At 55.1% G+C, this 12,760-nt stretch carries 12 protein-coding genes; 2 read left to right on the top strand and 10 right to left on the bottom strand.

Translation table 11 applies throughout. From position 1 onward, the window contains the following. Positions 1-64: 64 nt before the first annotated feature. The 8 genes from fabF to yceD all read right to left on the bottom strand — a co-directional run bounded on the left by fabF (position 65) and on the right by yceD (position 6,268). The gene (fabF, locus tag DBR02_RS19025) at positions 65-1,306 is read right to left on the bottom strand and encodes a beta-ketoacyl-ACP synthase II (RefSeq protein WP_063866366.1); all 1,242 of its coding nucleotides are present in this window, start codon (positions 1,304-1,306) and stop codon (positions 65-67) included. Positions 1,307-1,397: 91 nt separating this feature from the next. Next, entirely contained in the window at positions 1,398-1,634 is a 237-nt protein-coding gene (gene acpP / locus DBR02_RS19020; RefSeq protein WP_003857954.1) for an acyl carrier protein, read from the bottom strand. Between the two features lie 154 nt (positions 1,635-1,788). Next, the gene (fabG, locus tag DBR02_RS19015) at positions 1,789-2,523 is read right to left on the bottom strand and encodes a 3-oxoacyl-ACP reductase FabG (protein WP_023335278.1); all 735 of its coding nucleotides are present in this window, start codon (positions 2,521-2,523) and stop codon (positions 1,789-1,791) included. 12 nt (positions 2,524-2,535) lie between these two features. Beyond that, positions 2,536-3,465, bottom strand: coding sequence for an ACP S-malonyltransferase (gene fabD, locus DBR02_RS19010; protein ID WP_023335277.1), 930 nt, complete (start codon positions 3,463-3,465; stop codon positions 2,536-2,538). Positions 3,466-3,480: 15 nt separating this feature from the next. Next, on the bottom strand, positions 3,481-4,434 hold the full coding sequence (locus DBR02_RS19005; protein WP_063866364.1) for a beta-ketoacyl-ACP synthase III: 954 nt from the start codon (positions 4,432-4,434) through the stop codon (positions 3,481-3,483). Positions 4,435-4,440: 6 nt separating this feature from the next. Next, positions 4,441-5,475: a phosphate acyltransferase PlsX gene (gene plsX, locus DBR02_RS19000; protein WP_203464446.1), complete on the bottom strand. Its 1,035-nt coding sequence runs from the start codon at positions 5,473-5,475 to the stop codon at positions 4,441-4,443. Positions 5,476-5,556: 81 nt separating this feature from the next. Beyond that, the gene (gene rpmF, locus DBR02_RS18995; RefSeq protein ID WP_003857964.1) at positions 5,557-5,730 is read right to left on the bottom strand and encodes a 50S ribosomal protein L32; all 174 of its coding nucleotides are present in this window, start codon (positions 5,728-5,730) and stop codon (positions 5,557-5,559) included. Between the two features lie 16 nt (positions 5,731-5,746). Next, a complete protein-coding gene (gene yceD / locus DBR02_RS18990) occupies positions 5,747-6,268 on the bottom strand; it encodes a 23S rRNA accumulation protein YceD (RefSeq protein WP_003857966.1) in 522 nt (173 codons plus the stop codon). A 140-nt stretch (positions 6,269-6,408) separates the two neighbouring features. On the opposite strand from yceD, the gene DBR02_RS18985 reads away from it, so the two are divergent. After that, the gene (locus DBR02_RS18985; RefSeq protein ID WP_107535120.1) at positions 6,409-6,993 is read left to right on the top strand and encodes a Maf family protein; all 585 of its coding nucleotides are present in this window, start codon (positions 6,409-6,411) and stop codon (positions 6,991-6,993) included. Positions 6,994-7,088: 95 nt separating this feature from the next. Here the strand turns inward: DBR02_RS18985 and rluC are convergent, their stop codons facing one another. Continuing rightward, positions 7,089-8,036 carry a 23S rRNA pseudouridine(955/2504/2580) synthase RluC gene (rluC, locus tag DBR02_RS18980; protein WP_107535119.1) on the bottom strand — a complete coding sequence of 316 codons (948 nt, stop codon included), beginning with the start codon at positions 8,034-8,036 and terminating at the stop codon, positions 7,089-7,091. A gap of 570 nt (positions 8,037-8,606) precedes the next feature. Between rluC and rne the strand changes: the two genes are divergently transcribed. Next, positions 8,607-11,738 carry a ribonuclease E gene (gene rne / locus DBR02_RS18970; protein ID WP_107535118.1) on the top strand — a complete coding sequence of 1,044 codons (3,132 nt, stop codon included), beginning with the start codon at positions 8,607-8,609 and terminating at the stop codon, positions 11,736-11,738. 41 nt (positions 11,739-11,779) lie between these two features. Here the strand turns inward: rne and DBR02_RS18965 are convergent, their stop codons facing one another. Further along, positions 11,780-12,718 carry a LysR family transcriptional regulator gene (locus tag DBR02_RS18965; protein WP_162301184.1) on the bottom strand — a complete coding sequence of 313 codons (939 nt, stop codon included), beginning with the start codon at positions 12,716-12,718 and terminating at the stop codon, positions 11,780-11,782. Between the last annotated feature and the right edge of the window lie 42 nt (positions 12,719-12,760).

The raw sequence follows: 12,760 nt of genomic DNA, 5'->3' as shown, positions 1-12,760 counted from the left end.
GGATTTCACCTAATAAAAAAGGCCCGGCAAGCGGACCTTTTTTAACGTCAGTGACTAATCAGACTCAGACCTTTTTGAAGATCAGAGAACCGTTAGTTCCACCGAAACCGAAGGAGTTACACAGGGTGTACTCCATACCGCTCACCTGGCGCGCCTCGTGAGGAACGAAGTCCAGATCGCAACCTTCATCCGGGTTATCCAGGTTGATGGTTGGCGGTACAGCCTGATCGCGCAGCGCCAGGATAGAGTAGATTGACTCTACCGCGCCCGCCGCACCCAGCAGGTGACCGGTCATGGATTTCGTGGAGCTCACCAGTACACGGCTGGCAGATTCGCCGAAGATAGACTTAACAGCCTGCGCTTCTGCTTTATCGCCCGCAGGAGTAGACGTCCCGTGTGCGTTAACGTAGCCAATCTGTGCCGGAGTAATGCCCGCATCACGAATCGCGTTAGCCATAGCCAGCGCGGCGCCCGCACCATTTTCTGGTGGTGACGTCATGTGATACGCATCGCTGCTCATACCAAAGCCAACGATTTCAGCATAAATTTTCGCGCCACGTTTTTTCGCGTGTTCGTACTCTTCCAGTACGATCATGCCCGCACCGTCACCCAGCACGAAACCGTCACGGTCTTTATCCCACGGACGGCTTGCCGCCTGCGGGTTATCGTTACGGGTTGAGAGCGCACGCGCTGCACCGAAGCCACCTACACCCAGCGGGGTACTGGCTTTTTCAGCACCGCCCGCAACCATAGCATCTGCATCGCCGTACGCGATAATACGCGCGGCCTGGCCGATGTTATGCACGCCAGACGTACAGGCTGTCGCGATTGAGATGCTTGGACCACGCAGGCCGAACATAATGGTCAGGTGACCTGCCACCATGTTTACAATCGTAGACGGAACGAAGAACGGGCTGATTTTACGCGGGCCGCCATTCATCAGAGACGTATGGTTTTCCTCAATCAGGCCAAGACCGCCAATCCCGGAGCCGATAGCAGCGCCGATACGGGTAGCGTTCTCTTCCGTAATCTCAAGGCCAGAATCCTGCATGGCCTGAACGCCAGCGACAATTCCATATTGAATGAAGGCATCCATCTTGCGCTGTTCTTTGCGCGAGATGATCTCTTCACAGTTAAAATCCTTTACTAAGCCAGCAAATTTCGTTGCATAGGCGCTAGTATCGAAATGGTCGATTAGGCTGATGCCGCTCTGACCGGCAAGGAGAGCTTTCCAGGTGGACTCTACGGTATTGCCGACAGGAGACAACATGCCAAGTCCGGTCACAACTACACGACGCTTAGACACGTTTGTCCTCCAGGGAGGGATAAAAAAAGAGATTCGTGGGACTACAAAAGATAAAACTCAGGCGGTCGAATGACCGCCTGGAGATGTTCACTTACGCCTGGTGACCGTTGATGTAATCAATGGCAGCCTGAACGGTGGTGATTTTCTCAGCTTCTTCGTCCGGAATCTCAGTATCAAACTCTTCTTCCAGAGCCATTACCAGCTCAACGGTGTCAAGAGAATCTGCGCCCAGGTCTTCAACAAAGGAAGCGGAGTTCACAACTTCTTCCTGCTTAACGCCCAGCTGTTCGCCGATAATTTTCTTAACGCGTTCTTCGATAGTGCTCATACTCTTAAATTTCCTATCAAAACTCGCTTTCGCGATGGTTTTCGTAGTGTATAAAATGTTGAAAAATTTGCAACTAAATCCCGGCAGGTCTTACCACGATTTTACGTTATTTTGAGGCCATTTGCCCAAATAACGCAAATATTTTCGATCGTGATTAAACCATGTACATCCCGCCGTTGACGTGGAGGGTTTCACCAGTGATGTAACCCGCTTCGTCAGAGGCTAAAAATGCAACCGCGCTGGCGATTTCTTTAGGGTCGCCAAGACGACCCGCCGGAACTGCCGCCAGCGTACCCGCACGCTGATCATCCGTCAGCGCACGCGTCATGTCCGTTTCAATAAAGCCCGGAGCAACAACGTTTACAGTAATTCCGCGGGACGCGACTTCACGCGCCAGCGACTTACTGAAACCGATCAGACCTGCTTTCGCCGCAGCGTAGTTGGCCTGACCAGCATTTCCCATGGTACCAACCACAGAACCCACAGTGATAATACGACCATGACGCTTTTTCATCATAGCGCGCATTACCGCTTTTGACAGACGGAATACAGATGACAGGTTGGTTTCGATAATATCGTTCCACTCATCATCTTTCATTCGCATCAGCAGGTTGTCGCGAGTGATCCCGGCATTATTGACCAGAATATCCACTTCGCCAAACTCTGCGCGAATATTTTCCAGAACAGATTCGATAGATGCTGGCTCAGTCACATTCAGTACCAGACCTTTACCGTTCGCACCCAGATACTCGCTGATGGCCTCTGCGCCCTTCTCGCTGGTCGCAGTCCCGATCACTTTCGCGCCGCGCGCAACCAGTGTTTCAGCAATAGCACGCCCGATACCGCGGCTTGCGCCGGTCACCAGGGCAATTTTTCCTTCAAAACTCATGGTATTCCTCTTTTATTGCGAGAGTGCCGCTTTCATTGCTTCCGGCTCGTTAATCGCCGAGGCCGTCAGGGTGTCAACAATACGCTTCGTCAGGCCGGTGAGAACTTTACCAGGGCCGACTTCGTACAGATGCTCAACGCCCTGAGACGCCATAAACTCAACGGTTTTGGTCCACTGCACCGGGCTGTAAAGCTGGCGAACCAGCGCGTTACGGATAGCGTCGGGTGCGGTTTCGCATTTCACATCGACGTTATTCACAACGGAAATCGTCGGTGCGTTAAAGGTCATTTTTTCCAGCTCAACCGCCAGCTTATCGGCGGCAGGCTTCATCAGAGCACAGTGAGACGGCACGCTCACCGGCAGCGGCAGCGCGCGCTTCGCGCCCGCTGCTTTACAGGCGGCACCGGCACGTTCAACCGCTTCTTTATGACCGGCAATAACCACCTGGCCCGGCGAGTTGAAGTTTACCGGAGAAACCACCTGACCTTCAGCAGATTCTTCACACGCTTTCGCAATAGAAGCATCATCGAGACCGATGATGGCAGACATGCCGCCCGTGCCTTCTGGCACCGCTTCCTGCATGAATTTACCACGCAATTCAACCAGACGAACCGCATCAGCAAAGGCAATAACGCCCGCACAGACCAGCGCAGAATATTCGCCGAGGCTGTGGCCCGCCATCAACGCTGGCGCTTTGCCGCCCTGCTGCTGCCATACGCGCCACAGCGCAACGGAGGCAGCCAGCAGTGCCGGTTGGGTCTGCCAGGTTTTGTTCAGCTCTTCGGCCGGACCCTGCTGGGTCAGCGCCCACAGATCATAACCCAGCGCGTCAGAAGCTTCACGGAAAGTCTCTTCGATAACCGGATAGTTTGCCGCCATTTCAGACAACATCCCAACGGTTTGCGAGCCCTGTCCCGGGAACACAAAAGCAAATTGCGTCATTTTTTAATCCTTATCCTAGAAACGAACCAGCGCGGAACCCCAGGTGAACCCACCACCGAAGGCTTCAAGCAAGACCAGTTGGCCCCGTTTAATTCGTCCATCGCGTACCGCTTCGTCAAATGCGCACGGTACCGATGCCGCAGAGGTATTGCCGTGGCGATCGAGCGTCACCACAACGTTATCCATTGACATGCCCAGCTTCTTCGCCGTCGCGCTGATAATACGCAGGTTAGCCTGGTGCGGCACCAGCCAGTCGAGCGCGGCGCGGTCCAGATTATTTGCTTCCAGCGTCTCGTCAACGATGTGGGCCAGTTCAGTGACGGCCACCTTAAACACCTCGTTACCCGCCATCGTCAGGTAGATCGCGCTGTCCGGGTTAACGCGATCGGCGTTAGGCAGCGTTAACAGTTCGCCGTAGCGACCGTCAGCATGCAGATGCGTGGAGATGATGCCCGGCTCGTCGGACTGCCCCAGCAGTACCGCGCCCGCACCGTCGCCAAAAATAATGATCGTGCCGCGATCGGTTGGATCGCAGGTACGCGCCAGCACGTCAGCGCCGATCACCAGCGCATATTTTACCGCGCCCGATTTCACGTACTGATCGGCGATGCTCAGCGCATAGGTGAAGCCCGCACACGCTGCGGCAACGTCAAACGCCGGGCAGCCTTTAATGCCGAGCATGTTCTGCACCTGGCACGCCGCGCTTGGGAAGGCATGCGTGGCAGACGTTGTCGCCACCACAATCAGCCCGATCTGTTCTTTATCAATGCCTGCCATCTCAAGCGCGCGCTGAGCGGCTTCGTAGCCCATGGTGGACACAGTTTCGTCTGGCGCGGCGATACGACGTTCACGGATACCTGTGCGCGTGACAATCCACTCGTCAGACGTATCTACCATTTTTTCAAGATCGGCGTTGGTACGCACTTGTTTTGGCAGGTAGCTGCCGGTACCTAAAATCTTCGTATACATGTACGCTCAGTCACTTTTAGCTAATACAGATCCCAGGCGAGCGGCAATCCTCTGAGGAACTTGTCGCTGCACCGCCTGCACTGCCTGTTCAATCGCGACGGTAAAGGCTCGCTGATTGGCGGCGCCATGACTCTTAATCACGATGCCGCGCAATCCTAACAGACAGGCGCCATTATACTGGTCGGGGTTGAGGTGACTGAATCGCCGCGTCAGGCTTTTTTGTAACCAACGCTTTAATAAAATCAGCCACCAGGACCTTTTTTTACCGTCTCCCTGCGATTTCAGCAGGGAAAGGAACATTCGTACGACCCCTTCCATGGTCTTCAACGTTACGTTTCCGGTGAAGCCATCACACACTAATACGTCCGTTTTGCCCGTCAGCAACTCATTGGCTTCGAGATAACCAATATAGTTGATGGAGGGGACCTGTTTGAGTATTTCCGCAGCGTCGCGGATACTGTCCAGGCCTTTGGTTTCTTCTTCACCAATATTCAATAACGCAACGCGGGGGTTGTTAATCCCGACCACGTCTTCTGCCAGCACCGACCCCATCACGGCAAACTGAGCCAGCATTGTACTATCACAATCTACGTTAGCGCCCAGATCGAGCACCACCGTTTTGCCCTTCTGCTGGTGCGGTAACACCGTCACAAGCGCCGGACGCTCAATGCCCTCAATCGGCTTGAGCAATAATTTCGACAGCCCCATCAGCGCGCCCGTATTTCCCGCGCTGACGCAAGCCTGCGCTCGCCCTTCTTTCACCAGCTCCAGCGCCATGCGCATAGAGCTGCCACGGCTATTACGAATAGCCTGCGATGGCCGGGCATCACTGGCAATAACTGACTGCGCAGGAATAATCTGCAGACGCGAACGTTGTTCAAAGTCAGCTTTTGCAAGTAATGGCGTGATTGTGTCGGGATTACCGACTAATAGAAGTGTGAGTTGCGAATTAGAATTCAGTGCCTGCAATGCTGCAGGCACTGTCACGGTAGGGCCAAAATCGCCCCCCATGACATCTAACGCCAGGGTTAGACGTGTCAAGGTATCGTCGCAGCCTGGTTCGGTAAACTCCCCGTTTGCACGGGGAAGTTCCTCACTAAGCCTAATCACGCTGACGCGTGATTACTTAGTGATAACCTTGCGGCCGCGGTAGAAACCGTCAGCGGTGATGTGGTGACGCAGGTGTTTCTCACCAGAAGTCTTGTCTACAGACAGGCTGGTAACTGCGGTCAGCGCGTCATGGGAACGACGCATGCCACGTTTGGAACGGGTTGGTTTATTCTGTTGTACGGCCATGGACCTTACTCCTCAATTACTTACGCTTTAAGCTGGCTAATACGGCAAATGGGTTTGGTTTTTGCGCTTCATCAGGCAGTTCCCCAAAGACCATGTCCGCCTCGGACACTTCACAGTGTTCAGAATCATGCACCGGAACCACTGGCAAGGAGAGGATGACTTCATCTTCAACCAGAGCCAGAAGATCGATTTCACCGAATTCGTTAACCTCAATCGGCTCATACGCTTCCGGGAGTGCTTCAGCCTGTTCGTCAGAACGAACCGGACTAAAACAATACGTTGTGTGAACATGCTGTACGAACGGTTTCCCGCAACGCTGACATTCGAGCGTTACCGTTACCTTTGCATCACCGGTTAAGACGGCGAGACGCTGGTTATCGATAGCGAACGACATGGAGCATTCTACATCACTGTCCACACTGACTACAGACTCGGCAATACGCTCGGCCTGATCGGAAGAATAAATTCCTTCGTAATCGAGGCGTTTTTGAGCCGTACGAACCGGATCAAGAGTCAGGGGTAATTTTACCTTTTGCATAGGGCGCGCATATTAACTTTGTAACGTCATAGAGTCAAAGAAAAAGGCAACCAGAGCTGCCTTTTGCCAATTATTCGCACACATTGCGGCCTGTAGTTTAAAATGGCTGGCATCGATACGCTATATCTGGTGATAAAAATATGCCAAATCTCGTACTTGCTTCCACTTCACCCTATCGCCGAATGCTGCTGGAAAAGCTCGGGATCCCGTTTGAATGCGCCGCACCCAACGTTGATGAGACGCCACAGCCGGGAGAGTCACCGCGTCATCTGGTGACCCGTCTCGCAAAGGAGAAAGCGCAATCGCTGGCCGAACGCTATCCCGCTCATCTGATTATAGGCTCCGATCAGGTTTGCGTGCTGGACGGCGAAATCACCGGCAAACCGCATACGGAAGAAAACGCCTGCCAGCAACTTCTGCGTGCGCGAGGCAGTATTGTGACCTTTTATACGGGCCTGGCGCTTTATAATTCGGCCAGCGGTCATCTGCAAAGCGAATGCGAGCCGTTCGACGTGCACTTTCGTCATCTTAGCGAGCAGGAGATTATGGATTACGTGCGCCGGGAACGTCCTCTGAACTGCGCAGGCAGTTTCAAAAGTGAGGGGCTGGGGATTGCGCTGTTCGACAAGCTGGACGGTCGGGATCCCAACACGCTGGTGGGACTGCCGCTGATAGCGCTGTGCCAGATGTTAAGACGTGAAGAGTGTAACCCGCTGACGATGTGACCGTTGCGGCCTGATGCCCTCACCCCGGCCCTCTCCCACAGGAAGAGGGAGAAATACATGTAGGCCGGGTAAGCGCAGCGCCACCCGGCACAAAATCAGCCACGCAGAACCTTCAGACAGCGTTTCAACTGCTCATCCAGCGGCGCTTCAATACGGATAACTTCCCCAGTATTAGGATGGGTAAACTTCAGCGCTGCCGCATGCAGGAACAGACGCGACAGCCCCGTACCCGCCAGCTGCTTATCAAACTCGCGATCGCCATAGCGGTCATCAAACGCAATCGGATGGCCCGCAAACTGGGTATGCACGCGAATCTGGTGCGTACGCCCCGTCACCGGGCTACAGCGCACCAGCGTGGCAAATTCGTAGCGCTCTTCTACTTTAAAGCGCGTCTCAGACGGTTTCCCTTCCTGATTAACACGAACAATGCGCTCGCCGCTTTGCAGAATGTTTTTCAGCAGCGGTGCCTGCACCACCTTCACGTGGGACTGCCACTGGCCGCGCACCAGCGCCAGATAATCTTTTTGCATCCCTTTTTCGCGAAGCTGTTCATGCAGGGAACGCAGGGCAGAACGCTTTTTCGCTACCAGCAGCACGCCGGAGGTATCACGGTCAAGACGGTGAACCAGTTCAAGGAAACGCGCTTCCGGGCGCAGCGCGCGTAAACCTTCGATCACGCCGAAGCTCAGACCGCTCCCCCCGTGTACCGCCGTTCCGGACGGTTTATTCAGCACCAGAATGTGGTCGTCCTCATAAAGGATAACCTCGCGCAGTGCCGCGACTTTTTGCAGCTTCGGAGAAACAACCTCTTCTTCACGCTCTGCAACGCGTACCGGTGGAATGCGGATTTCATCGCCCGCCTCGAGCTTATACTCAGGCTTCACGCGTTTTTTATTCACCCGCACCTCGCCCTTACGCAGGATGCGATAAATCATACTTTTTGGCACGCCCTTCAGCTGGGTGCGCAAAAAATTATCGATACGTTGTCCCGCGTCATCGTCGGCGATGGCAACCATTTTTACGGCTGGAGTCTCTGTTTTCATGGTTGGCGATTCTAAATAGCGTCAGGCAATAGCGCCACTCATTTTTCTATGCTTATATTTACTTTTATCCGGAACACTCCGCTTTCGCGCAATCGATTTGGTGGTTATTAAACCAATCACCCCGTTGAAGTGAAGAAACTGTGAGTAACCGGGTGATAATTGGTAAAAGTCATCTTGCTATAACCCGGCGAGCAGTGGAATAATGAATCCGTTTTCCGCGTTAAATCCGGGTTTTGTAAGGATCTCGACGGAATGACCAATTTTGTCTGACCGATCATCCACGCAGCAATGGCGTAAGACGTATTGATCTTTCAGGCAGTTAGCGGGCTGCGGGTTGCAGTACTTCCCGGTATAAGGATTGTTCTCTGGAGAGTTTTCCCAGGCAATTCCCCTGATAATTGCGCTGTGTTTCCGTATGAAATACAGGCAACCGACACTCTGCGCCTCTTAAGCGAGCGACAACCGTGAGGTTGGCGACGTGAATAGACACGAGGCCATCGGTTCATACCCCGGAAAGCGTCACCTTGCCCGCAGCTTTGTCGTCAATGTAAGAATAACGAGTAAGTTACGATGAAAAGAATGTTAATCAACGCAACTCAGCAAGAAGAGTTGCGTGTCGCCCTTGTGGATGGGCAGCGCCTGTACGATCTGGATATCGAAAGTCCTGGACACGAACAGAAAAAAGCGAACATTTACAAAGGCAAAATCACCCGCATTGAACCAAGCCTTGAAGCTGCATTTGTCGATTACGGTGCTGAGCGTCACGGTTTCCTTCCTCTCAAAGAGATCGCCCGCGAATATTTTCCTGCCAACTACAACTCCCATGGCCGTCCGAACATTAAAGATGTTCTGCGTGAAGGTCAGGAAGTTATCGTTCAGATCGATAAAGAAGAGCGTGGCAACAAAGGTGCCGCACTGACCACCTTTATCAGTCTGGCAGGAAGCTATCTGGTATTGATGCCAAACAACCCGCGTGCCGGGGGTATCTCTCGCCGTATCGAAGGTGATGACCGTACCGAGCTGAAAGAAGCGCTGGCAAGTCTTGAGCTGCCAGACGGCATGGGTCTTATCGTGCGCACCGCGGGCGTCGGCAAATCTGCCGAAGCCTTGCAGTGGGACTTGAGCTTCCGCCTGAAGCACTGGGAAGCCATCAAGAAAGCGGCAGAAAGCCGTCCAGCGCCGTTCCTGATCCACCAGGAAAGCAACGTCATCGTGCGTGCCTTTCGTGACTACCTGCGTCAGGACATCGGTGAAATTCTGATTGATAACCCGAAAGTGCTTGAGCTGGCTCGCCAGCACATCGCCGCACTGGGTCGCCCGGATTTCACCAGCAAAATTAAACTGTACACCGGTGAAATCCCGCTGTTCAGCCACTATCAGATCGAATCCCAGATCGAGTCCGCCTTCCAGCGTGAAGTGCGTCTGCCGTCCGGCGGTTCTATCGTTATCGATACCACCGAAGCGCTGACCGCCATCGACATCAACTCCGCGCGAGCAACCCGCGGCGGCGATATCGAAGAGACAGCCTTCAACACCAACCTTGAAGCCGCTGATGAAATCGCCCGCCAGCTACGCCTGCGCGACCTGGGCGGTCTGATTGTTATCGACTTCATCGACATGACCCCGGTTCGCCACCAGCGCGCGGTTGAAAACCGCCTGCGTGAAGCGGTGCGTCAGGATCGTGCCCGTATCCAGATCAGCCATATTTCTCGCTTTGGCCTGCTGGAGATGTCCCGTCAGCGCCTCAGCCCGTCACTGGGCGAGTCCAGCCACCACGTGTGCCCGCGCTGTTCCGGTACGGGTACCGTGCGTGACAATGAATCTCTCTCCCTCTCCATTCTGCGCCTGATTGAAGAAGAAGCGCTGAAAGAGAACACCAAAGAGGTTCACGCCATTGTGCCGGTGCCAATTGCCTCCTACCTGCTGAACGAAAAACGTGCAGCGGTCAGCGCAATCGAAGCGCGTCAGGGTGGCGTTCGCTGCATCATCGTGCCAAACGATGAGATGCAAACCCCGCACTATCACGTGCTGCGCGTCCGTAAAGGCGAAGAGACAAGCACCCTCAGCTACCTGCTGCCGAAGCTGCATGAAGAAGAAATGGCGCTGCCGTCTGACGAAGAACCTGCCGAGCGTAAACTGCCAGAGCAGCCAGCTTTAGCGACCTTCATCATGCCGGAAGCCCCGCCGGAAGCGACGCTGGAAAAACCAGCGGAAAAACCTGCCGTGCAGAAAGCCGCCCCTGCCGCGCCAAAAGCGCAGCCTGAGCAACCGGGTCTCCTGAGCCGCATCATCGGTGCGCTGAAAAAAATGTTTGCCGGCGAAGAAGTTCAGCCTGAGCAGCCAAAAGAAGCGCCAAAAGAAGCGAAACCAGAGCGTCAGCAGGACCGTCGTAAGCGTCAGAACAATCGTCGCGATCGTAACGACCGCAACGAGCGTGGCGATCGTAATGAGCGCCGTGATAATCGTTCCGAGAATAATGAAGGTCGTGAGCAACGCGAGGACAACCGTCGCAACCGTCGCGAGAAGCAACAGCAGAACGTTGAAGATCGTGAAATTCGCCAGCAGGCGGGCGATGAGTCCGAGAAGAGCAAACAGCGTGACGAGCAGCAGCCTCGCCGCGAGCGTAGCCGTCGTCGTAACGACGAGAAGCGCCAGGCTCAGCAGGAAGTCAAAAACCTGAATCGCGAAGCGCCTGTAGAACAGCAGGACACTGAGCAGGAAGAGCGCACCCAGGTTATGCCGCGTCGCAAGCAGCGTCAGCTGACCCAGAAAGTACGTGTCGGTGCTGCTCAGGCGGAAGAAAGCGAAGTCATCGCGGTCGAAGCGCCAGAAAGCACAACGGGTACACAGGTTGCGAAAGTTGATCTGCCAGCCGTGGTGGAAAATCAGGTTGAGCAGGACGAGAGCAGCGAAAACCGTGACAACGCAGGCATGCCGCGTCGCTCACGCCGTTCTCCACGTCACCTGCGCGTGAGCGGCCAGCGTCGTCGTCGCTACCGTGACGAGCGTTACCCGACTCAGTCGCCAATGCCACTGAACGTGGCGTGCGCGTCACCTGAGATGGCCTCCGGTAAAGTCTGGATCCGCTATCCGGTTGCTCGCCCTGAGCAGGCTGTTGAAGAGCAGGCTGTAACCGAAGAGGTGATTGCACCGGTAGCCGCGGCAGAAAACGTCGTGACTGAAGCGGCAACCGTGGCAGAGCCGCAGGTTGTTGAGCCTCAGGCTGTAGAAACGGCGGCACCACAGGCTGTGGAAGTGGAAACGACCCATCCTGAAGTGATTGCTGCACCGGTTGATGCCGCCCCGCAGATTATCGCCGAAGAAGATGCCGTAGTGGCTGAAGAGGTCGTGGAACACGCTGAACCTGCACCAGCAGTGGAAGAAACCGCAGACGTTGCCGTCGAAACGGTTACCGAAGAGGTGGTTCAGGACGTCGAGATTCAGGTTGAACCTGTTGTCGAAGAAGTGAAAGCGCCTGAAGTGAAGCCTGCGCCGGTTGAGGCAGTTGCCGCACCAGCGCCAGCGCACGTTGCTACAGCACCTATGACCCGCGCCCCGGCACCAGAGTATGTGCCTGAAGCGCCGCGCCATAGCGACTGGGTACGTCCGGAATTCAACTTCGAAGGTAAAGGTGCTGCCGGTGGTCACAGTGCAACGCACATGGCTACTGCGCCTGCTACCCGTCCGCAGTCTGTGGAATAACACACCCTAAGACTGAAAGCCGACCTCCGGGTCGGCTTTTTTTATGGCTGCTGCACGGGCTTTCTCATTCCAGTGACCTCCGGCATGATCTGCCGCATCATTTCCAGAAAACGCCGCAAGCGCGCCGGATAGTAGCGGGACCAGGGGTAAACCAGATGCACCGGTAACGCCGCCGGCTGCCACTCCGGCAGCAAGTGCACCAGCCGCCCTTCCTGAATATCATCCAGCACCGTCCAGCTGGAGACCACCGCCACGCCAAGGCCGGTGAGCGCCGTATTGCGGGCCACATACAGGCTGTCGGTACTCAGACGTGGCGTAATGGTCACACGCGCCGTGGCTGGTGATGCCTCATGAAAAAGCTCCACATGACGTTGGTAAAAAGAGCTGATGGCAATCCAGGGGAGGTGTTGCAGATCGTCCGGCGTGTTAACGGCGGGAAAACGGGCCAGCAGCGCCGGCGACGCCACCACCGAGCGCGGTACTTCAGCCAGCAGCACGGACACGGTCGCCGGATCGACTTCAGCGCCTACCCGGATAGCACAGTCCAGGTTGTCGCCGAGGAAATCAACTGATCTATCGTTGAGCATCCATTCGATTGAGAGCAGCGGATAGCGCTGCAAAAATTCGGTTAACGGCTTCAGAAGCTGATCCTGGCCAAACGCGTGGGGAGCCCTCACCCGCAGGACACCGACCGGCTCATCCTCTTTCTGCCCCACCTCGTCTTCCAGCGCCAGCCAGCTGTCAATCACCCGTCGGGCATGCTGATAGCAGCGTTCGCCGTCATCGGTAAGACGGGCTGTATGGGTTGTACGCAGCATCAGGCGCACACCCAGCATGGTCTCAAGCGACTGCAACCGTCGGCTTACCGTCGCCTGGGTTGTTGCCAGCTGGCGAGCCGCCGCAGAGAGTGACCCTGCCTCAACGATGCGAACGAACGTGCGCATCAGCTCTACCCTGTCTATACGCTCAGCTCTTTTCATAGGTTTTATTATCATACGTTCAACGTATAAGCGTTTTACCAC

It is taken from the genome of Enterobacter cloacae complex sp. (assembly GCF_900322725.1).
GTDB classification, from domain to species: domain Bacteria; phylum Pseudomonadota; class Gammaproteobacteria; order Enterobacterales; family Enterobacteriaceae; genus Enterobacter; species Enterobacter quasihormaechei.
Note: the sequence above shows the minus strand (reverse complement) of the source record. Positions and strands in the feature narration are given on the sequence as shown.

Bases quoted from the DNA above. Each gene is read 5' to 3' on its own strand.
- rluC (WP_107535119.1), bottom strand. From the start codon at position 8,036: ATGAAAACAGAGACTCCAGCCGTAAAAATGGTTGCCATCGCCGACGAT.
- yceD (WP_003857966.1), bottom strand. From the start codon at position 6,268: ATGCAAAAGGTAAAATTACCCCTGACTCTTGATCCGGTTCGTACGGCT.
- fabG (WP_023335278.1), bottom strand. From the start codon at position 2,523: ATGAGTTTTGAAGGAAAAATTGCCCTGGTGACCGGCGCAAGCCGCGGT.
- DBR02_RS19005 (WP_063866364.1), bottom strand. From the start codon at position 4,434: ATGTATACGAAGATTTTAGGTACCGGCAGCTACCTGCCAAAACAAGTG.
- rpmF (WP_003857964.1), bottom strand. From the start codon at position 5,730: ATGGCCGTACAACAGAATAAACCAACCCGTTCCAAACGTGGCATGCGT.
- DBR02_RS18965 (WP_162301184.1), bottom strand. From the start codon at position 12,718: ATGAAAAGAGCTGAGCGTATAGACAGGGTAGAGCTGATGCGCACGTTC.
- DBR02_RS18985 (WP_107535120.1), top strand. From the start codon at position 6,409: ATGCCAAATCTCGTACTTGCTTCCACTTCACCCTATCGCCGAATGCTG.
- rne (WP_107535118.1), top strand. From the start codon at position 8,607: ATGAAAAGAATGTTAATCAACGCAACTCAGCAAGAAGAGTTGCGTGTC.
- acpP (WP_003857954.1), bottom strand. From the start codon at position 1,634: ATGAGCACTATCGAAGAACGCGTTAAGAAAATTATCGGCGAACAGCTG.
- fabD (WP_023335277.1), bottom strand. From the start codon at position 3,465: ATGACGCAATTTGCTTTTGTGTTCCCGGGACAGGGCTCGCAAACCGTT.